This is a genomic window from Mycobacterium sp. SM1 (assembly GCF_018361265.1).
Taxonomy (GTDB): domain Bacteria; phylum Actinomycetota; class Actinomycetes; order Mycobacteriales; family Mycobacteriaceae; genus Mycobacterium.
The window spans coordinates 706,496-726,185 of the sequence record NZ_JAFLNH010000004.1 but is presented as its reverse complement, the minus strand read 5'-3'; the positions used below and the strand labels follow the sequence as shown (position 1 = coordinate 726,185).

Genomic DNA, 19,690 nt, shown 5'->3' with positions numbered 1-19,690 from the left:
CCCCCCTCGGCTGGCCACCCGTCACAATGACGACCGAACCCACACTGGGCAGCCTCGGTTTCTCGACGGACCCTGCTCGTGTTCACCATGACGCCACACACGACCCGACTGCTCGTCCTCACCAAGCGTGACGCGGCGATCCCCAAGCTGAGCGCCGCTCAACAGCACCCGAGTACGGTGATCGTTCTCCCGTGCAGCTTACGGATCAGCCCGCGCGACGTCGTCCCGAGGAACCGATCCCGCCACTGTGCTTATCACCGCGCCAACAAGATCCGGCATCAACGCGGCGTCCGGAGGCGAATCGAGGCCTACCCAAGGCGTACCGCTACCGGCATAGCCAGGCTATGAAGCTGAGGACTATCCACGCAGCGCCCACCGCCAAAGCGGCATGCATTGTGGCGGTTAACCCCGCGGAGGCCCAGCTCGTGCAGAATAGAGCGGTTCCCACTACGAAACCCAACGCGACCCGTAATTCATGCTTTCCGAGCGAGACGTCCCCGCCCTTGCGGATAGCGACGTCGCTCTTCTTGAACTCGCGCTCCCATTTTCGTATGTAGGCCGCATCAGACAACGGGCCGGGGACCGCGTCGAGTCGCCTGCGGATGCGGTCCAGCAAGACGTCATCAAACCGGAGGTCCAGTGACAGCTCGTGTCTTTCCCGCTGATCCGTGGAACTGCTCTGCTCAAGTGTGGGTAGTATCGCGGCGAAGCCGACGATCTTGGTGATCCACCGATCAACACCCTCCAGTGGTCGGTCAACCAAATGCGCTATATCGTCGATGATTTCGACGAGATCCGCACGTGCCGTGACTCCTCGGACTGTGCGCGCGAGAAGCAGATTCGCCTTGTAGAAGTCGATTACGGCTTCCGCAGCTGCAGTGACATCGCGAGGGGTTGGCTCGTCATAGTCATCGCGATCGCCGAACAGCCGTTGAAACGGCGCCGACCGCATATAGCAGTCCAGACACTCAGCCAGACGGATGACTTCGTTGTTCACCTCGTTGACGAGGCGTTCAAGGTCACGGGCATCGGTGACCATACGGCCTGAGGGACGTGTGTGGGGACGGCGATGCTCGTCGACCAGATGCTGTACTGCGTTTTTGCGCTGAACCAGCACCGACACGAATCCCGCGAATACTCCTGGCTCGCTTTGCTTGTCACCGGATATTCTGGACGTCCGCCTTCGGGCCGCCTCGGCCGCCTTCTGATCCTCCATCAGATTCAGGGCCCATTCGAGGTCCTTCTTCCGCACCTCCTCGCGCGTCAGATAACCCGCGAGGCTGGTTTCGAATTGGCGCTGCACCAGCTCGAGAGTCAACGCGCACTTCGCTGTCGTGAGCGGTGGTGCATCGCCCGGGTAGAAGTCCTCGATCATCGGCACAGGCTCGGCCACCCTCAGGTATTCGATACGTTTGGCGCACTCAGCCGAACCTTTGGAGGAATGGTCACGCGTGTAGAGGTCCCGGAGCATGTCGCGCGCCGTTTCCCATTCCGCGAGCCGCAGCCGGCTAGAAATCTTGCGCAGGTGCAGATCGGACAGCGTCTCGAACGCTTGGTAGTTTGTGGGCGGACGCCGATCGGGCAATTCCATGTTGACACGACCCCAATCTGCCGCGAGCACTGACAGGTCGAGATGACGCTAGCAATTGATGGCAAGGCCCCGGTGCGAAACGAGCGTCGAGCATTCTCTGTCGCTAGCGTCCGTATCGACGACTCCGCGAAGTACCACGCCACTGTGGCCCGCAACCGCGCTGCCCACCGCCCATTCTTAAAACCCGCCGCTGGTGGCCTGCTACAGCGTCGCTATGTGAACAGATGCTGTGCCCCAGTCGGATGCCTGCCGCCGCTGCGCTGAGTTCCCTTAGCACTCGTTGCGCAACCCTACGGGGCAGTGATTGCCCGGGGCACCGCAGCAAATGCCCGCGAGCCCAGGCCGTCGGCGCGCCTAGCCGTGCCGTGTCGGTGCCTGATGGAACCATGGAGAGGTGACTAACGATGACCTGACACCACGGCCAGCGTTGGCTGCGTGGCAGCCGATGACCGCAGACGACCGGCAGATGGTGCAGTGGATCGCCGCGAACACCGATAACGCCGAGTACGCCAGGCGAGTGCTGTTCATTCCCCAACAACGTGACTTGAGGTACGCCAGTGCCGCCATTCGGGCATTCGGCGCGGCGGGCAACGTCGGCAGCTCCCGCAGCCCGCACGTGAACCGCGGCGGGCCTGTGCTGGCTTATCGGCCCGACCTTCGCCAATTGGGGCGCGCTGTCGCAGCCGCCGAAAGCCAAGTGCTCGGCGTCATCGAGTTCGCAGAAGGTGAGGTTGCTGGATGGGCTGCGGCGACGAACGCGGTTGACCTCACGACCGGCGAGCCGACCGTTGGCGTGCCCGACGATGTCCACGCGGCCCTCGCAGAGCTGCACACCGCCGGGTACAACGGTTACAGCCGTGACCGAGAGCAGTACTTCGCGGCACACTACTTCCCGCCAATTGACGTGCTTCTCGAAGCGGGCTACCCGTACGCCTTCGTAGCAAGTTATCTAGTGGCACTCGGTGCCCATGGCGACAGCGTTGGCGACGACCTCAAAAGGATCTATGTGCCACCCGCGCAGCGCCGCAGAGCGAGACGGGGCTAGCCGCGTGACCCAAAAAGACGACACCGAACCGACAGATGGCGCGAGCTGGACGAATCCACTAAGTATCGACATCGACAAGCGTAAAGCAGAGCTTATGGCCATGCCCGGTTTCCAACTGAAGGTTGACCTGGAAGCCCTTGGTAGATCCGGGCATATCATGTACAGGAACGCCGAGGAACTGTCGAATCACGCGGCAAAATTCATTCAAGGCTGTACATTCGCTCGCGAGATCTCCGACGACTTTGAGAATGAACTTGTGCGCTACTTGCACAACTACCTCACGTCGATCTATTCGCTGATCGAGGCGCAACGCGTTGTGATGCGCCATCGCTGGGGTGAAAACTCCGAGTTCGAGACAGGTGAATACACGGAGCATCGAAGGGCCACGCTCGAGACCGGTGCAGCGGAGTTCATGACCGAACTGCGCAACTACTGCACACATCGCTCAGTTCCCTTGCCGGGTATCAGCACAACATTGTCGGGCGGGCGGGGGCGACCAACAGTATTAGTCAACAAGCTCACCCTCGACACGGATGCCTTATTGAGGTGGAAGAAATGGACCGCCCCAGCGAAGGCATATCTACGGGCGAAGGACGAGCATTTTGACCTAGGGCCGGCGATCTCGAGCTACGTCAACACCGCCGCCGCCTTTTTCAATTGGTTTGTGGAAGCGATAAATAAGCGCTATGCCAAGGAGAAGAACGAATACCTCACCGCCGCGGAGGAATTCAAGACATGGTACGAGGATGAGACCGGCATGAACACCGAGGGATACCGCAAGCTCTTTCCGCCGACCATCACAGGCAACCGAGCCGAGAGGCACGGCCAGAGACCGCAGCCGAAGCGGATGACGAAGCGCCAGCGCCGGAGAAAGTAACCCGTGATCAACATTGTCGTAAGCGGCGGACAGCCGTCGGTCGGGGTGTGGCTCGCGCCGGTGCTCGCGTTCTGCGGCTCGGCGCTGTTGTTCGGCGGTGCGATGATCACCCTCTGGCGCACAAACCTTGCGGCCTTCAAGCGACAGACGAGAGAGCTTGCGGCGAAAGACCAGGAAGCCAAGGCAGACCGTGCCGCAGCGCGGGCAGACCAGTTGCGCGTTGAAGTCGCCGCGATCCTCGCCGAACGACCGACGACGCTCGACTCTCAGCGGAAGCTGTTCGACGCGACGGTTCAGCATCGCATGGAGATCGGCGCAAACACCCTTTCGCCCGCCGAGCGAAGCCGACAGGTGTTAGATGTAAGGCAACTACATATTGAGCACTCAGACAAGCTGGAACAGTTGGTGATTCGCGCGCTCTTGCTAACGACAGATCCCGAGATCGAGGCGGCGTTGACAAAAGTCCGTACCATTGCACATAACTGGAATGAGCCGATGTTGGCAGCGCATTCTGAGAACGATGTTGAGAAGTTTGAGGAGCTGGGCCGCCGTCTGACTATTGCACTCGACGAACTTGAGGCAGCCACACGAAAACTCACGGCGATTGAGGCTGACCCAGCAGCCCAGTCGGCGCAACCAAATCCCGAAGGCTAGATGGGTGCTGGCGGCCGGGGGAACCGTAAGAGATCCCATGCCGACCAAGTCTGTAGACAACAGAAGAGGTCGTCCTGGGCGAAACGCGCGCTGACCGATTCACGCTGGCCTGTCGTCGGCGATCGCGTGGTCGCAGCGCCCGTACGGGGCAGGCCGGATGCCGTAGTCGTCCCACCTGTCATCGATCACAAGGTCCGGTAGGTCGATGAATCGGAGCAGGTTGTAATGGGCGTCGCGGACTGGCGCACCCCACAGGAGGGACTCGCGTCGCAGCTGAGTGAGCCGTCGCGCGACATCCCAGATCCGTTCGGTTACGCGCCAGGACTCCGAATCGTCCCATACAGGCAGGATTTTCGCGGCTTCGCGTGTGATCCGGGCGCGGCGGTGGTGGGCGTCGCGCGCGGGGCCGGTGACGTACTCGAGAAACGGGGGGCTGGTGAGCATCCGGGCGAACTTCACTTGTTCTGGGTAGACGAGCTGGCGACGGTGTCGATGCCGGTTTGTTGCCGGCGTCGCTCAATTTCCTGGATGCCCATGAAGACCGAGTTAGCGCATACCTTGCCGAGTTCCATTGCGAAGGAGTCGAACAGGACCCCGCGGGCGGCGAGGTGGTTTCGGAAGTGTCGTTCGGCTGTGAGCGCGGCAACATACGTGTGCAGGTCGACCTGGGGTGAGCTGCCGATCCATCGCTTGTGCTGCAGATAAACAAGTCCCGCGTGGGGCAGCCGCCCGATGGCTGCGTTGCCCTGGGTGCACTGCAGGCACAGGCGCCGGTCGGTGACGGGATCGCCGTTGATCTTGGTGGGCGCCGTGAACGCGCTCGGGTGCAGGTTGCCGAGTTGTCGCCAGACTTCCAATCGTTCGGGTGCGGAACCTCCTTTGGGCGATTTACCCAGGCGGATGCCGCTCGCGCAGGCCGGTTTCGATTTCGCCGGGTTGGCTGTGGTTGTGTGTCGCGTGGCGGTGACTGTAGGAAACGACGCCCTCCCCGCCGTAGACCCGAGTGGGGACCGGCAACGGCTGCAGCCTCATTCGGCTCTGCGCAACGGTGTTGGCGCCCCATCTTGCTTGACTGGTGTGCGGGTGCGGAATTCCTCGGCTGCGTGATCGGTCGGAATCGTGTCGAGCAGCTTGCGGTCGACCTTTTCCGCGCCGTCGAGGATGGTGGCGATGGCGGCATCGCTGAGCAGCGCACGCAGCGATCCGATGGACCCACCGGTTCGGTCGTAGAGGTAGCTGGTCAGCGAGGCCAGCGACCCTTCGGGGTGGCGGCCGAGAGGCAGCAGGTTTTCGATGCCCAGGACGAGTTCTTCCCATGCATCGCGCTGTGCGCGCGTCCCGTTAGTGTAGGGGCGCATTTCGTGAATGGTGATGCGGCCCTTGATCTGACGCCCCATGTGGCCGGACAGCAGATCGCTTTGGAGCAGGTCGATCCCGGCGTATAGAAAGGTTGCGTCAAGCCGTTCAGAGAACACTTTTAGGGCCGACGCGGCTTCGCTGCCTGCCTGATGATTGGTACGCAGGTTATGGATCTCGTCGCAGATGACGAGCGACGTGCCGAGGTGGCGCATAACGCCGACGACCCGTTCCGTCAGATCCTGGGCGGTGGCCCTATTCGAGCTGACAAGGCCCAGGAAGTTCGCAAAGGCGAGCATCATCATCATCTTCGGGGTGGTGCCGGGCGGGACCACCGCATAGACGACCGGGGCATAGCTGTTGTCATCGTGCCGGCCAGTCTTCTTGCGCATCGCCTTCTCGTGGCGCTTGCCGATGAGCAGCGCCGCGGTTGATTTCCCCAGCCCGGAAGATCCCGACATCGCCAAGCCGCGGCGCGCGGTCGCGGTCTTGGCCATGTTTCGGGCCATGATGATCCTGGTCTGGCGCGTCAGTGCCGCGGTGTCATGTGTTTCGAGCACCACGTCAGCGGCCAACCACGCGAACCGCTCCTGGTCATAGGCGGCTTTCTCGTCGGGGGAGAGGCTGCTGATCTGCTTCATCATCATGCGCCGCGGTTCGACGGGCTGCCGGTCGACGAACTCTCGCCAGGAGGTCAGTGAATCCGGGACCGCCATTCGCGGTTATTGCTCCTCGTCGATGTCGATGCGTCTGGCGGCTCGGCGCTGTCGAGGTTGGCTGGCGGCGCTCGACAGACCGGTGCCGATCTCATCGATGTCCTCGGCGGCGTCGGCGACGATCTGCAACGGCGGCACGACCGGGGTGTTCACGCTATCGCGCTTGGCTGCCTTGCGTTCTCGCGTCGTATTCGCGCCGCTGGTTTGGATGCGGTTGATTTCAGCAAGCACATCGACGGCTGGGGCAGTCTCGTCACGGCGATCCACAGCCTTGCGGGCAGCGCGCAGCACATCCAGCGAAAACGGTGCCAGCGCGCGCCTGGCGAGCGTCCATTCGGCCTCAATCCACCTGCCCTGTTTGTGATCCCAGAGGAAAACCGATTGCAGCCGACAGGGGTCATAGCGGATCTCCCAACGTCCACGCGCGGGTTCTGGAAGTCCGCTGGTCACGCCGCGCAGCGGATGCAGCTCGGGGCTGTCATAGTGCAGCCCCTCGAAGTTGATCCCGTACGGCTGGATGCTGCGCCACGTCACCGGCAACAACCCGATGTAGTCGTCACGGCCCAGCGCCACATGTGTGGTGGGAGCCACGCCAGCCAGCGCCGCATAGGCCTCGTTGGGGGTCAGATCCTTCTTCGGCATCGCAGGATGGCGCAGCCCGGGATGCGGCTTGTTCTGCCACACCGCGACGATCCACAAGTCGAGCAGGTTCTGAACCTCGGCGAGTGTCCAAAACGCTTCCTGCTCAGGAGATTTACCGCGCCGCACCACGTTGGGTCCGGCGTAGCCGGCCAGGTACTGGGTGAAGCCGCTATTGATTGCGGCGAACACGCGCTCAATGTGCGGCTTGGACCACGTCGTCAACTACATCCAATCCCGACGATCGGCACCGCAAAGTGCGGGTCACGCACCGGTTCCATCCGCTGTATGGCCGGGAGTACGAGTTCGTCGTTCACCGGCAGAACTGGGGTGAGGACCGGGTCTACCTGCATGACGAGAACGGGGAGTTGTTCTCGGTTCTGACTGGCTGGACCGATGCGGCACCGGTCGATCCGTTTGTGGTGGTCGCCGAGGGCCGCTGCCCGTTCACCACGGCGGGGCTGCTGGCCCTCGCGGATCTGATCGACCGACTGCGGTCCCAGCCTGATCGGGACCGGGCTGTCAGGAAGATTACGCCGTGACTGTCAACCAGATTACGCCGGAATTACTGACGATCTTACCCACAGTCGGCGTGTCACTCGGCTCTATCCGCCAGTATTCCCGCGGATCACGCGGCTATCTGCGGCGTGTCAACACCTCACCCCTATACTTTAACGGCATAATCCATCTAACAGTTTGGGTGATTGGGAGGCGATATGGGCCGACGAGGCGCGAGCGAGGACCCGAAGGTAGCAGCGTTGCGGGAGGCGCGCTGCCTCAACCCGCATCCCGAGGATGTGACCGACGAGGCGTTCCGTTCGCAGGAGTTCTTCGACGCCCGCGACGCGGTGCAGGTCAAATACGAGATGGTGCGGCGGGTGCGGGTGGACGGCGACTCGGTCACCGCGACCGCCGAGGCGTTCGGGTATTCCCGTCCCTCCTACTACGAGGCGGCCGCCACGCTCGACGAGCAAGGGCTGGACGGGCTGGTGCCCGGCAAGCCCGGACCGCGCCGGGGACACAAGCTCACCGACGAGGTGTGTGCGTTCGCCGACCAACAGCTGTCCACCGACCCGAGTCTGCGGTCGGCGGATCTGGTGGAGCCGATCGCGGCCCGCTTCGGCGCGCGCGTGCACCCCCGCTCGATCGAGCGCGCGCTGGCCCGCTACCGGGATCAGCAGTCCAAAAGTCGCTGACTCATCCGCTCACGAGCCCAGGAGGGAGGACACCCCGCCGCTGTCCCCGAGACCCTCGCCTGGCCCCGCGACTGCTGAACCGAGCACCTGCTCGGATGCCGGCCAGGATCACGCTGTTCCCGGTGGTGGGCTGGACGCCTGCTACGAACAGCTGCGTCACGCCGCCCTGCACGCGCGTGCCGAGGCGTTCCCGCTGGGCTTCGCCGTGCTCACCCGCCAGGGCGTGACAGCCTGGCGTCGCGCCCTGACCGACCTCACCCCCGATACCCGACCGGCCCCGATCGCGACGGCGGCCCCAGTCGGCGCGGCGGTGTCGGCCCCGATCTCCGCCGAGCTCGTCGATGCCCTCGCCGCTGTTGTGCTCGCCGGCACCTAACCCACCCCGATCGTCGGCACCCGCAACGTCCCACTCCCCATGACCGCCGTGTTCGGCGGGAAGGAGCATGCCCGTGTTCACCGATACCGCCGCCTCCAAGGTGAGCGCTGCTCAGCTGGCCAAACCAGCGCTGTTGTATGTCCGCCAATCCACCCTCAAGCAGGTCATCCACAACGCCGAATCCGCGCACCGCCAATACGACCTGCGCAGCCGGGCCATCGCGCTGGGCTGGGCCGATGATCAGATCAGCGTGATCGACATCGACCAAGGCCACTCCGGCGCCAGCTCCGCCGACCGCGAGGGCTTTCAGCACCTGGTCGCCGAGGTGTCGCTGGGCCGGGCCGGGATCGTGCTCGGCCTGGAATGCTCGCGGCTGGCCCGTAACTCCGCCGACTGGCACCAACTGCTCGAGCTCTGCGCCATGACCGGCACCCTGATCTGCGACGAGGACGGCCTCTATGACCCCCGCCAGTTCAACGACCGGCTGTTGCTCGGCATGAAAGGCCAGATGTCGGAGGCCGAACTGCATTTCATCAAGGCAAGATTGCGTGGCGGGGTGCTATCCAAGGCCCGCCGCGGCGAGCTCGTCATGCCGCTGCCGGTCGGGCTGGTCCACGACGCCGTCGGCCACGTCGTGCTCGACCCCGACACCGCGGTGCAGCACGCGCTGCGCCACCTGTTCGACACGTTTGCCGCCACCGGATCCGCCTCGGCCTGCGTCAAGGCGTTCCGTGAGGCCGACCTGTTGTTCCCGTGGCGCCATCTCAAGGGTCCCCGCAAGGACGAACTGGACTGGAAGCCGTTGGGGCATCACACCGTGCTGCGGGTGCTGCACAATCCCCGCTACGCCGGTGCGTTCACCTACGGCCGCTACCGCCATCACAAACTGCCCAGCGGAAAATGGTCGTCCACCCTTTTGCCGCGCGAGGAGTGGATCTCGTTCATTCCCGACGCCCACCCCGGCTACATCACCCTAGACCAGTACGACGCCAACCGCGCCCGGTTGGCCGCCAATGCCGCCGCGCACGGCCGCGACCGCGCCGGCGGGCCACCTCGGGAGGGACCTGCCCTGCTGCAAGGGATCATCATCTGCGGCCGGTGCGGCAAACGGATGACGGTGCGCTACAACCATCGCCGCGGTCAGCCATTGCCCACCTACGTGTGTCAACGCGACGGGATCGAGAACGCAAAACGGATCTGCGCCAACATCTTCGGCGCTGACCTCGACCGGCGCATCGGACAGCTGCTGTGCGACACCCTGACCCCGCTGGCTGTAGAGGCAGCCCTCACCGTGTCGGCCGAACTCGAACAACGCTCCGCCGACGCCGACCGCATCCGCGCCGCCCACGTCGAACGCGCCCGCTACCGCGCCGACCTGGCCCGGCGCCGCTACCTGGCCGTCGACCCCGCCAACCGGCTCGTCGCCGACAGCCTCGAAGCCGACTGGAACACCGCCCTGCGCGAACTAGGCGACACCCAACAGGCCTACGACAAGGCCCGCCAGCAGCACCCCGGGCAGCTCACCGACGCCCAACGCGCCCGCATCGGCCAGCTGGTCACCGACCTGCCCGCAATCTGGAACGACCCGCACACCCCCACCCGGGAACGCAAACGCATCGCCCGGCTGCTCCTCACCGACGTCACCATCCACCGCGACAGCGACACCATCACCGCGCACGTCCGCTTCTCCGGCGGCACCGACACCACGCTCACCCTGCCCGCCCCCAAACCCGTTGGAGAGCAACGCAAAACACCCGCCAACATCGTCGCCGTCGTTGACGAACTACTCGACGAACACATCAGCGGCGAAGTCGCCGAGATCCTTAACCAGCGTGGTCTGACCACCGGCACCGGGCAGCCCTTCCACCACAAGATCGTGGACAACATCATCCACACCTACCGGCTGCGCAGCCGCCGCCAGCGCCTACGCGCAGCCGGAATGCTCACCCCCACCGAGACGGCCACCCTGCTCGGCATCAGCAGGCACACCCTCAAGGCCTGGCACCGCACCGGAATTGTCAGTGGCCTGCGCTATAACGACAAAGGCGAAACGCTCTACCACCCACCCGACCCCGACAACCCACCGCAACGACCCAAAATCGGAAGACGACCAAAACGCGCTGGCCAACCCGAACAAGAAACTCCCCACGCATCAACCCAATGAGGTGCAATATGCAACCCGAGTCTTGTCGGTCGGGGTGCGCGGGGCCGCCTTGGTGACGCTGATCTGCAGCCGCTCGCAGGCATTCATGAACGTCGACCCAACATAGACCTTGCCGCGGTCCACGGTGATCGACTCCGGCACGATCACCGGCTTGGCCGCGATGCCCGCGCGTATCTCGTCATGGCCGGGGATCATCCCCGTCGGCAGAATCGAGCGGGAGAAACTCACCGAGGCGTGCCAGCCGGGCTGCATCGGTAGGGGAGTCAGTGCCCGTGCAAGCAGCACCGCGGCGTCCACCGCCTTGGTTGCGACGGGCCGCAGAATCGCCGCACATGGTGTCCGGGTGGCGATGTCTAACGCGGCCGTTAGGTCGACGCGCCCGACCGAACCGTCCGGGAAGACCACCATGAGGTCCAGAGGGGTGCTATCGATCTCGACGAGTTCGCCAGGGCGGGACGGGGATTGGCCACCCCAGGCGCGATCTGGTCGATTGGCTTGGCTGCGGCGGGTTGTGGCATTGCCGAATGGATGCTTGGAGCGGTGCAGATTTCCCAATGCTTCATAAAGCGTAGAGCGGCCAGGGATCGGCACGCCCAGTTGCTGCGCTTCGCGTTTCACCTGCGTAATAACCCTTGATTTCGTGCCGGTCGACAGGTTGGTCTGACGGTCGATCGCGGCCTCCAGCAGCGACACCAAACGTGGGTCTATGCGGCCAGTAGGGGAGGACTCTCTCGTCTTGCGTCCATCCACGAGGCTGGCGATCTCGTCACGGCGGTACGCGGCCAGATGTCGCTGTAGCGTCCGAGCTGACATCGGCGTTCCAGCGGCGCGTAGTTCGGTGAGCTTGGCTTCGATCCGATCGCCTAGCAGGTTACGGGTGTAGTACTCGGGCCGGGGTTCGACCTCACCGCCGTCGGGTATAGGCGGAACACCGGTGAACCTCGACGACATGGTGATGCAGGAACTCCGTACGCCGCCTGGTCTCGGGATCCAATGTTTCCAGGACTGCGGCGGTTTCGAGCTTCGGCAAGCTGTCCGGCAAGTCGGGGAGGTAGCTGTCGTCGCCCAGCAACTCGGCGACCGCGACTTTGCGGATGCGGCCGGTCGTCAGATTTTTCAATGCCAGTGTCGTGCCCGCTTGCGCGACGACCTGCCAGCTGTTGCCGTCGTATTGCAGGCAGTCGAACAGCCGTACCGATCTCACGCCGACACCTCGGTATCCAGCGACAGTGGGACGCGCAGGTCCGCCGATAGCTGCCGCCTCCACAACAGGTGCAGCACGTTGGCCAACACCATATCCTTCGACGCGCCGGTTGACCTGCTCACACGATGCGCACCTACGCCCAACGGCAGCGATACTCGACGAAGCAGCGGGTGATCGCCGCGAGGGTGTCGTCGGCCGGTGCGCACCGATCCTGCCGATATCCGGCCAGCCACCGCATGTTCTGCTCTGCCACCGGATCAAGCCCAGTGAAAATCTCGTACTCGCAACCAATCTCTGCGCAGATCTGGCGCGTCAGATTGAACTGGGCGGCAGCGTCATCGACACGGTCGGGGTGACGGACATCAACCAACCGGCCGTCGCCGTTGCCTAAGCGGACGAAAAAGTCCGGGACATGGCTCCGTTGACCGGCCATTCCATGCGGCCACAAGAAGGCTAAGGGCTGAGCCGCGATCGCCACGATCTGCGGCTCGAAGTCTGCCGACATGAGGTACTCGCGTTCCAACAGCGACTCGAACGGCACATGTGCGCGCACCGTGCTCGACCACCACAAGCCCTCATAGTTCCGCTTACCCGGCCACGCGAAGAACCTCCGTGTCGGAATAGCCCGCTCCACGGCGAGCAACGCCAAGTCGGCCGATACGTCGTCGTTTCGGGTAGCGCCGTCCAACCGCAGCAACACGCGAGTCCGGTCTGTCGCATTCACCGGCAACGACTCGACGTGTATCGAACCCACAGCAAGCTCTTCACAGATGCCGTCCGAATGAGGGGGACCCGTTTGATGGTCCAGCCGCTATGCGGCTTGGGGTTGGTGGGTCGTGGTCCATTGTAGGGCAAACTCGGCTGGGGTGAGTTCGCCGTGGGCGGAATGGGGCCTGTTGGCGTTGTAGTCGCGTCGCCAGTCTTCAATGATCACGCGGGCTTCCAGCAGCGAGTCGAAGCGCCAGGAGTTGAGCAACTCATCGCGGAGCCGGCCGTTGAACGATTCGATCCAGGCGTTCTGCCACGGCGAGCCGGGATCGATGAACAGCGAACCGGTGCCGTTGAATCGGCACCAGTCGTTGACAGCGTGGGCGATGAACTCGGGCCCGTTGTCGAAGCGCACGTAGCACGGTGCTCCTCGCTGTAAGGCCAAGCGGTCCAAGACGTCGACGACGCCGTCGGCGTCGATAGCGCGGTCAACCTCGATTGCGAGGGCTTCGCGGGTGAATTCGTCGATCACGTTGAGCATCTTCAAGGTGCGCCCGTCGGCAGTGGTGTCGAACTGGAAGTCCATCGCCCAGATCACGTTCGGACGGATCGGTGACATCGCGCCCACGGCGACACCGATGCCGGTCAGCCGCTTCTTCTTGCGGCGCTGCACAACCCGCAGCCCTTCCTCGCGCCACAGTCGGCGGATCCGTTTGTTGTTGGCCGTCCAGCCGGCGCGCCGGGCCATCTTGGCGGCCCGCCGCCAGCCCCAGCGTGGCCGGTCGGTGGAGAACTTGCGCAGCCAGGCACGCAGCTCGGCTTCCTCATCGGGGATCGGCGCCGGTTGCAGGCGCATCGTGGAAGCGGTGGATACCCACCACCGTGCAGGCTCGGCGTTCAGAGACCCCGAACCGCTCGCGCAGCATCGTCACAGCGCTGCGCTTGCGGTTCGGGGTTAGAAGTTTCCCGCCGAAATCTCCTTGAGCATGTCGATGTCGAGGGCCTGGTTGGCGACCATCTTCTTGAGCCGGGCATTCTCGGCCTCGAGTTCTTTGAGGCGTTTGGCGTCGCTGGCTTTCATGCCGCCGTACTGGGCAACCCAGCGATGCCACGTCGACTCGGCGATCTGCAGGTGCCGGCACACCTCGCTGAGTTCCTGGCCTGCCCCGAGGAGCTTGTTGCCCTCGGCGAGCTTGCGGATGATCTGATCCGGCGTGTGCCGCCGACGCTTGTTTGCTGTCATGTCGTTGTCGATTCTTCCTGCCCGAACCACGGGCATCAGAGTCGCACAACGACTGGACCACTACAACGGGCTCACCTCACGAACCTCAGCCGAAACACCAAACGAAGGCTATGCCACTTATATCCGGATACCAGGCGACACACCGTAGCCTGTCACGATGATTCGGAAAACTGCCAACTAAATCGGAATCGGGAACGGACAAGCGGTACCGCTGAAACCATTGGGCAGCAGGGCCATAACGAGTGCGCTACTTGACATAATGTCGCTTATCGGCACTCAACTGGGGCTCCAGAAAGGAAAAATACCTGAACCCCTTGACGACGACCGATTACGAGCACAGGCTCGGGCAGCACACGGCATCGACGGCGCCCTCCGGGCCGCTCGGCCCCACGGGCCGTGCGTTGGCCTCGGTGCGATCGATCACGTGGCGATGCCGCCGGACGCCGCCCCCGGCAGTGGCTTCGAGCCCTTGTCACCGCAGCCTAATCCGGCCGAGGCCGCGGCTGGGCCGATAATGGATCGATCCACCGGACTCCGGAAAACCGACTGAAGTCGACATCGGTGGAGCATAGTTGCGCGCCGTGTTCGATGGCCAAAGCGGCCAAGTGAGCATCGCTTGTCAGGTTTCCCGCTGTTCCAAGCGAAGTCAGCAATCCCCGGAGCACGGCTGCGTGGCGATCCGTCGGATGTATGACGGTGACGCACGGTTGCTGCAGCCACCCGTCAACGACGTCCAACGATTCGGCGACGGTCAAGGGGCGCTCGAATACCGCGGCACGCGTCGCGAGCCGGACGAAACCGATGAGGACATGCCACGCGAAAGCGACGGTGTCCGAACCAGACAACGTCTCATCGAGCCATTGCCTTGCTGGCTTGTGACGAGGCGACGAGTCGTCCATCGCATATATCAGGATGTTGAGGTCGAGTAGTCTCATCAGTGCTCATTTGCGGAGCGCAAGCTTACGCGCAATCTCTGCGTCTTCGTCCGCCGCGGCCAGCCTCAGCGCCTTGTCGATGTCGAATCCCGCACGCAGTCCCATGTCCCGACTCGGCGTGCGATAACCACGGCGGACGGGCTCGCCACTTAATCCACGCCGCACCGCATCGTTCAGCACGACCTTGAACGAGGTTCCCCGCTCGCGGGCTACCCGCCGCAGCGCGGCGACAACGTCGGGATCAAGGGTCACGGTGGTACGCATGGCTCTTGCAATCATAACAGCGAGTGCAATGCTGTCATGCTGCTCATATAGTTGTGGCAGGTGTGCCGTGCCCGGTCGCGCCGCACGCCTGGCTGACGCCGCTTCCGTGAGCGCACCAGGCACAGAGATGTCCCGGCGCCGATACAGATCGCAGTTGCGCGCGGCTTTTAGAGCCTGTGCAGCTGCCGAAGCCGGGCCAGTAGCGCTGCGATGTCCGGCTCCAGTCGCGGGCTCGGCCCCGCGACGATCCGATCAGCCGGGGGGTCGCCGAGCAGCAGCCGCGCCACATCGCTGACCCCGTATCGCAGCGCCTCCAGGTTGTAGCCGCCCTCGAGCACAAAGACGACTTTGCCCTGGCAAAAGCGTTGAGCCATGCGGATCACTTCAGCGGCAAGGTGGGAGTAGCCGTCCAGGGTCAGCCGCATCGCCGCCAGTGGGTCCGCCCAGTAAGCGTCGAACCCCATGGAAACGAGGATCAGCTGGGGGTCGTAGCGCTGGGCGGCGGGCCAGATGACCTGGTCGAAAACCGTTGCGTAGTTGGTGTCGCCGCTACCGGCGGGCAACGGAATGTTGATCGTGTAGCCCTCGCCCGGGCCGGCGCCGATGTCGGTCGCCGCGCCGGTACCCGGATAAAACGGGTATTGGTGTGTGGAGACATACAGCACCGAGGGGTCGCGGTAAAACATGGCTTCGGTGCCGTTGCCATGATGCACGTCGTAGTCGATGATCAAGACGCGCTCAACACCGTATCGGGCCTGCGCGTAACGGGTGGCGATGGCGACGTTTCCCAGCAGGCAGAACCCCATTCCCCGCTCCGGCAGGGCATGGTGTCCCGGCGGGCGAATGGCCGCCAGCCCGTTCTCGGCGGCTCCGCGCAGCACCGCATCGACCGCCCCCGCCGCTCCCCCCGCCGACAGCAGCGCGATGGCCAGCGCGTCGGGGCCGGCATAAGTGTCGGCGTCAAGATGTGTCATGCGGGACCCGGCGCTGATGCGCCGCAGCAAATCCAGGTACTCGGCCGTGTGCACGGTCAGCGCGAGTTCTGGATCGAGGGCTTCGGCCTGAAGCGCAACCATCCGCGCGCTTAAGCCACTGTGATCCAAACCGCGCCACACCGCGCGGATGCGCTCTGCATTCTCGGGGTGGCCGGGTAGATCGTGTTCGGTGTACCGCGGATGCGTGGCGTAGATCGTCGTCACCGCTGGATCTCCTGCGGCCACCACCCCATCCAGCGCCGCCCCCGCCGATTATCCGGTGCGCACAATCCGGTCGTCGCCCACCCGTGTTGTGCTTTAACCCCATTCATGCGGCTCGCGGGGCAGTGGCGATGCGGCATCGCGACCCTGTTGCGCGCGCGGGCGGTAGCCATTCGGCATCAACGTGCGTGACGCGTTTTGACCGGATGACGCGATGGATGGCCGGGCCCGGTGCCGATCCCCGTGTCCACCAATCGGTGGGCGAAACGAACTCAACCGGCTTCAACGTCATAACGCCAGTGTGATCCCCAACGCCCGGACATGGCGGCAAAACGCGGCAAAACCGCAAAGAGTCGCCGGCGGCGTGCATCCGGGCATCGGGCCTACCGGCCGGCGACACGGCCGACGGTCTCAGCGAAAGGCGCCGGCATCGCGACACGGGTCGATGAAGGTGCGTCCACCGGGATCTGCTAGCAATGCGTCCGGAAGCTGTTTGTGGCGTCCCGACGACACCGTTGCCGTTGAGTGTGTTTGAGTTGCACGCTCATGCGGCGTCCCCTTGCGGGGTTTGGGTTTTGGCCTCTCCGCATCCGGCCCCGCGCGGGCGGGGTCTTACGGATGCTCCGCCGGCACCGGATGTTCCGGTGTCCGCGCCATGGCCTGTGCCAACCGATGCGGTTGGCCCGGGTACCGGTGGGGCCGTGGTCCCGACTGGACCACAACTGGCGTGATCCGGCCAGCCACGGAGATTAAGCGCGGCGTTGCGATCACGGTCGACGACGTCGCCGGTGCGCGGACACACCAGCAGCTTGTCGATGCGCCCTTTGCCGATCAGCCGGCACGCGGTGCCGTCGGGTTGGGCGCAGCCGTGATGGATCTGGCTGGATGGGAACCAGCGATCCGCCACCGTGAGCACCGCGCCGTGGCGGGCGGTTTTGTAGGCCAGCATCGGCCTGATCGAACCCATCGCCGCATCGCAGACGGCGCGCCGGTAGGCGCGTCGTCCCATGCTGCGTTTCATGGCGGCCACGTCGAGGTCTTCGATCACGATGTGGCCATAGCCGCCGGCCAGCTCGGTGGTGAGCCGATGGGCGGCTTGCCGCCGCAGGTGCACGCACCGGCGATCCAGCCGGGTCAGCTTGGCTTTCGCTGCCCGGTGGCCGCGCGATCCGGGGATGCGGCGGGAAAGTTCACGCCCGGCCCGCCGCCGCGCCGCCAGGGTGGCTTTCAGCGGGACCGGATTTGGGTATTCGGTAATGGTCTGCTCGCCGGTGGCGGTGTCGAGGGTGGCGACGGTGGCCAAAGCGCGCACCCCGAGGTCGATGCCGGCGACCACGGTCGGCGAGGCCACCGTGGGCGCGGTGGCCGGTGTGCGCAGCGCGTAGCCGATCGAGACGAACAACCGGCCCCACCGCTGCGACAGCGTCACGTTCAGAATGCGGGCCCGCCCGGAAGCGACATGCCGTTGCACCCGGCGGGTGTTCTCCTTGGATCGCAGCGGCCCGATCACCGGCACGGTGATGGTGCGCCGATCGTCCTCGACTCGCATGGTTTCGGTGGTGAAACGTACTCTGCCGGCGTCGCGGCGCGCGGATTTGAAACGCGGAAAGCCCACACGGCGACCTCGCCGTGTGCCGTTGCGGCTGGCCGACCAGTTCTGCAGCGCCCGCGCCAGATCGGCCAGCCCTGAGGAGTAGGCCTCTTTGGAATTCTCAGCCCACCACGGCGCGACCGTGTCTTTGGCGCGGTTCCACGCCCACCGCAGCGAACCCAGGTCCCAGCCCACCGGCTCATGACTTGGATCGGCAGCTTTGGCGTCCAGGTCGGCCTTCACTTGGGCCAGGCCCCAGTTGAACGCCTTGCGCCGCGCGCCGAAATGCGCGCGCACCAACCCGGCCCGATCCGGCTCGGCGGGCCATTCGACCTCGAACTTGGCCGCTGTCACCGTCCACCCGGTGGGCAACAGCGCACCGGGCGAACCCGTCTGGGCGTAGCCCTCGGCGTCCCCATCGAACAGCTCGAACAGTACTGACACCGACTCCACCGCCGCCCGGTGCGCCTCGAAATCGGCGCCCACATCGACATACCGGGACCACGTCGGCGTCCCATCGGGTTTCGGCTTGCCCGCCAGATGCGCCCCGCCGGTGGCCGCGGCCACCTTCGCGGCCTGCGCCCTGGTGCGCATCCCGACGATCATGCCGCCCGGCCCGGTCCCTGTTTAGCGGCCGTCAGCGCGCGCATCGCCCGGTTCCGTGCCCCGCGCCGCCCACACAGCCGGGCGCACATCGACGTGAGGACCTCGATCATGTCGCGCACCAGATCATCGGTGGTCTCCCCGGGATCGGCCACCACGATCCGCCGGCCCTGCGCAGCCAACGCCGCCTCCAGATGCTCCACCCCGAAGCGGGCCAACCGGTCGCGATGCTCCACAACAATGACCTTCGCATCCGGGTCCGACAAGATCCGGCGCAGCTTCGGGCGTTTGCCGTTCAGCCCCGACCCGACCTCGGTAACGACCTGCCCCACCGCCAGATCCCGCTCGGTCACCCACGCCGTCAACCGGGCCACCTGGCGATCCAAATCGGCGCGCTGATCATGGCTGGACACCCGGGCATAGATCACCACACTGTCCACCGCGCCCCCGCCGGCCGGCGTCGTGCGCACCAGAATCAGCCGGCCCACCCGCTCCGCGGGCACCGGCAGCGTTCCCTCCCGAAACCAGCGATAAGCCGTATGCCGGTTCACCCCAACCGATCCGGCCCAATCCGCCAGATTCACAACACCAATTCAAACACACTTACGCACACTTAACTACACTCAACACGCAACAGTTCGCAACCCCCGGGCATCGCGACAACGAGTTCGCCCGCGTGCGGGATCAGGGCCGTGGCGTGTCTGGGCTGTTACGGCATCGGGCCCATTCGCGTTCGGGTAGAAAGCGGCGCCGCAACGTCGCTAAGAGACGATAGGCTTCCTCGATTTGCGCCCGGAGTCGCACGAGCTCCGCGGGTGGCCGGTCGTCGCCGATACGACGGCGGCGAAGCCTCATCCAGCGATCCGCCAGGGGCCTGGCCAGTTGCTCCAATTGCGCGATCTCCATCCGCAGCACCGCCTCAAAAAGCTGGGCCTGGGCCACCTCGGCGGCATTGAGTGGTTCCGTAACGTCGTCGCCACGGGAGAAATTGCGCTGGGTATCGGGACGCCGCGCCCCCCAAGGCGGGTTTTTGTAGTCCGGTGGCCGTCCGGCCCGCCGCCGATCGATTATGTCTTCGCGCGGCAGCGCGTGCGACCCCGAATCCGCGGACTGCATCATCGGAAACTCCCCACCCCGGGCTCCTTTCACCTGGCCGTCTGCCCGGTTCTCGGTCCATAGCGTAACCAAACGTTGGCGTGTGAGCTTTCGGTGGTATGAGCACAAGACGTCTTTGCTCGAAAGTCGTCTTTGCCCGAACGATGCAGGCGTTCATCGTTGTGGTCGCGCCAAAGCCCGGCGGGGGCCGGTACCGGGCGGGCACCGGGAGCCGGG

22 protein-coding genes and 1 pseudogene are annotated in these 19,690 nt (G+C 64.7%); 7 read left to right on the top strand and 16 right to left on the bottom strand.

Annotated features, from left to right (window positions below):
* Window positions 1-325: 325 nt before the first annotated feature.
* Window positions 326-1,591, bottom strand: coding sequence for a hypothetical protein (locus tag MSM1_RS19990; protein WP_213444381.1), 1,266 nt, complete (start codon window positions 1,589-1,591; stop codon window positions 326-328).
* A gap of 394 nt (window positions 1,592-1,985) precedes the next feature.
* Between MSM1_RS19990 and MSM1_RS19985 the strand changes: the two genes are divergently transcribed.
* The 3 genes from MSM1_RS19985 to MSM1_RS19975 are packed head-to-tail and all read left to right on the top strand — an operon-like array spanning window position 1,986 to window position 4,167.
* Window positions 1,986-2,636 carry a hypothetical protein gene (locus MSM1_RS19985; protein ID WP_213444383.1) on the top strand — a complete coding sequence of 217 codons (651 nt, stop codon included), beginning with the start codon at window positions 1,986-1,988 and terminating at the stop codon, window positions 2,634-2,636.
* Between the two features lie 4 nt (window positions 2,637-2,640).
* Window positions 2,641-3,513, top strand: a complete 873-nt coding sequence (locus tag MSM1_RS19980; RefSeq protein ID WP_307857415.1) for a hypothetical protein — start codon at window positions 2,641-2,643, stop codon at window positions 3,511-3,513.
* A gap of 3 nt (window positions 3,514-3,516) precedes the next feature.
* Entirely contained in the window at window positions 3,517-4,167 is a 651-nt protein-coding gene (locus MSM1_RS19975; RefSeq protein WP_213444385.1) for a hypothetical protein, read from the top strand.
* 99 nt (window positions 4,168-4,266) lie between these two features.
* Here the strand turns inward: MSM1_RS19975 and MSM1_RS19970 are convergent, their stop codons facing one another.
* From MSM1_RS19970 to MSM1_RS19955, 4 genes are all read right to left on the bottom strand, one after another.
* Window positions 4,267-4,626, bottom strand: a complete 360-nt coding sequence (locus MSM1_RS19970) for a hypothetical protein (RefSeq protein ID WP_213444387.1) — start codon at window positions 4,624-4,626, stop codon at window positions 4,267-4,269.
* Entirely contained in the window at window positions 4,623-5,024 is a 402-nt protein-coding gene (locus MSM1_RS19965) for a hypothetical protein (protein ID WP_213444389.1), read from the bottom strand. The genes MSM1_RS19970 and MSM1_RS19965 overlap by 4 nt, the downstream gene beginning before the upstream one ends.
* Window positions 5,025-5,195: 171 nt before the next feature.
* Window positions 5,196-6,098: a TniB family NTP-binding protein gene (locus tag MSM1_RS19960; RefSeq protein ID WP_236056463.1), complete on the bottom strand. Its 903-nt coding sequence runs from the start codon at window positions 6,096-6,098 to the stop codon at window positions 5,196-5,198.
* Between the two features lie 147 nt (window positions 6,099-6,245).
* The gene (locus MSM1_RS19955) at window positions 6,246-7,070 is read right to left on the bottom strand and encodes a Mu transposase C-terminal domain-containing protein (RefSeq protein ID WP_307857416.1); all 825 of its coding nucleotides are present in this window, start codon (window positions 7,068-7,070) and stop codon (window positions 6,246-6,248) included.
* A 65-nt stretch (window positions 7,071-7,135) separates the two neighbouring features.
* Between MSM1_RS19955 and MSM1_RS19950 the strand changes: the two genes are divergently transcribed.
* The 4 genes from MSM1_RS19950 (at window position 7,136) to MSM1_RS19935 (ending at window position 10,614) form a co-directional block, all read left to right on the top strand.
* Window positions 7,136-7,420 (top strand): DUF5372 family protein, encoded by a 285-nt coding sequence (locus MSM1_RS19950; RefSeq protein WP_213439686.1) that lies wholly within the window; start codon window positions 7,136-7,138, stop codon window positions 7,418-7,420.
* Between the two features lie 174 nt (window positions 7,421-7,594).
* Window positions 7,595-8,074, top strand: coding sequence for a helix-turn-helix domain containing protein (locus MSM1_RS19945; RefSeq protein WP_213439687.1), 480 nt, complete (start codon window positions 7,595-7,597; stop codon window positions 8,072-8,074).
* A gap of 223 nt (window positions 8,075-8,297) precedes the next feature.
* Window positions 8,298-8,450: a hypothetical protein gene (locus MSM1_RS19940; protein ID WP_213441665.1), complete on the top strand. Its 153-nt coding sequence runs from the start codon at window positions 8,298-8,300 to the stop codon at window positions 8,448-8,450.
* A gap of 73 nt (window positions 8,451-8,523) precedes the next feature.
* Window positions 8,524-10,614 (top strand): recombinase family protein, encoded by a 2,091-nt coding sequence (locus MSM1_RS19935; RefSeq protein WP_307857451.1) that lies wholly within the window; start codon window positions 8,524-8,526, stop codon window positions 10,612-10,614.
* Here the strand turns inward: MSM1_RS19935 and MSM1_RS22235 are convergent.
* The 11 genes and pseudogenes from MSM1_RS22235 to MSM1_RS19890 form a co-directional block, all read right to left on the bottom strand.
* Complete coding sequence (locus MSM1_RS22235; RefSeq protein WP_236056949.1) at window positions 10,603-11,307, bottom strand: hypothetical protein; 705 nt, start codon at window positions 11,305-11,307, stop codon at window positions 10,603-10,605. The two genes, MSM1_RS19935 and MSM1_RS22235, sit on opposite strands and share 12 nt — an antisense overlap.
* A gap of 211 nt (window positions 11,308-11,518) precedes the next feature.
* The gene (locus MSM1_RS22230) at window positions 11,519-11,818 is read right to left on the bottom strand and encodes a hypothetical protein (RefSeq protein ID WP_236056946.1); all 300 of its coding nucleotides are present in this window, start codon (window positions 11,816-11,818) and stop codon (window positions 11,519-11,521) included.
* Window positions 11,815-11,940 (bottom strand): hypothetical protein, encoded by a 126-nt coding sequence (locus MSM1_RS22595; RefSeq protein ID WP_282100983.1) that lies wholly within the window; start codon window positions 11,938-11,940, stop codon window positions 11,815-11,817. Before MSM1_RS22595 ends, MSM1_RS22230 begins: the two co-directional genes overlap by 4 nt.
* 11 nt (window positions 11,941-11,951) lie before the next feature.
* Window positions 11,952-12,572 (bottom strand): TnsA-like heteromeric transposase endonuclease subunit, encoded by a 621-nt coding sequence (locus MSM1_RS19925; RefSeq protein WP_307857450.1) that lies wholly within the window; start codon window positions 12,570-12,572, stop codon window positions 11,952-11,954.
* 57 nt (window positions 12,573-12,629) lie between these two features.
* Window positions 12,630-13,769: pseudogene (locus MSM1_RS19920) on the bottom strand (IS3 family transposase).
* A gap of 482 nt (window positions 13,770-14,251) precedes the next feature.
* Complete coding sequence (locus tag MSM1_RS19915) at window positions 14,252-14,704, bottom strand: type II toxin-antitoxin system VapC family toxin (RefSeq protein ID WP_213445625.1); 453 nt, start codon at window positions 14,702-14,704, stop codon at window positions 14,252-14,254.
* 6 nt (window positions 14,705-14,710) lie between these two features.
* Window positions 14,711-14,968, bottom strand: a complete 258-nt coding sequence (locus MSM1_RS19910) for a CopG family transcriptional regulator (protein WP_213445623.1) — start codon at window positions 14,966-14,968, stop codon at window positions 14,711-14,713.
* A 167-nt stretch (window positions 14,969-15,135) separates the two neighbouring features.
* Window positions 15,136-16,167 carry a histone deacetylase gene (locus MSM1_RS19905; RefSeq protein WP_213445621.1) on the bottom strand — a complete coding sequence of 344 codons (1,032 nt, stop codon included), beginning with the start codon at window positions 16,165-16,167 and terminating at the stop codon, window positions 15,136-15,138.
* A 541-nt stretch (window positions 16,168-16,708) separates the two neighbouring features.
* The gene (gene tnpB, locus MSM1_RS19900) at window positions 16,709-18,361 is read right to left on the bottom strand and encodes an IS607 family element RNA-guided endonuclease TnpB (protein ID WP_213445620.1); all 1,653 of its coding nucleotides are present in this window, start codon (window positions 18,359-18,361) and stop codon (window positions 16,709-16,711) included.
* The gene (locus MSM1_RS19895) at window positions 18,358-18,942 is read right to left on the bottom strand and encodes an IS607 family transposase (protein ID WP_213445618.1); all 585 of its coding nucleotides are present in this window, start codon (window positions 18,940-18,942) and stop codon (window positions 18,358-18,360) included. Before MSM1_RS19895 ends, tnpB begins: the two co-directional genes overlap by 4 nt.
* Window positions 18,943-19,042: 100 nt before the next feature.
* Window positions 19,043-19,477: a hypothetical protein gene (locus MSM1_RS19890; RefSeq protein WP_213445616.1), complete on the bottom strand. Its 435-nt coding sequence runs from the start codon at window positions 19,475-19,477 to the stop codon at window positions 19,043-19,045.
* Between the last annotated feature and the right edge of the window lie 213 nt (window positions 19,478-19,690).

Bases quoted from the DNA above. Each gene is read 5' to 3' on its own strand.
- MSM1_RS19990 (WP_213444381.1), bottom strand. From the start codon at position 1,591: ATGGAATTGCCCGATCGGCGTCCGCCCACAAACTACCAAGCGTTCGAG.
- MSM1_RS19945 (WP_213439687.1), top strand. From the start codon at position 7,595: ATGGGCCGACGAGGCGCGAGCGAGGACCCGAAGGTAGCAGCGTTGCGG.
- MSM1_RS19915 (WP_213445625.1), bottom strand. From the start codon at position 14,704: ATGAGACTACTCGACCTCAACATCCTGATATATGCGATGGACGACTCG.
- MSM1_RS19910 (WP_213445623.1), bottom strand. From the start codon at position 14,968: ATGCGTACCACCGTGACCCTTGATCCCGACGTTGTCGCCGCGCTGCGG.
- tnpB (WP_213445620.1), bottom strand. From the start codon at position 18,361: ATGATCGTCGGGATGCGCACCAGGGCGCAGGCCGCGAAGGTGGCCGCG.
- MSM1_RS19890 (WP_213445616.1), bottom strand. From the start codon at position 19,477: ATGATGCAGTCCGCGGATTCGGGGTCGCACGCGCTGCCGCGCGAAGAC.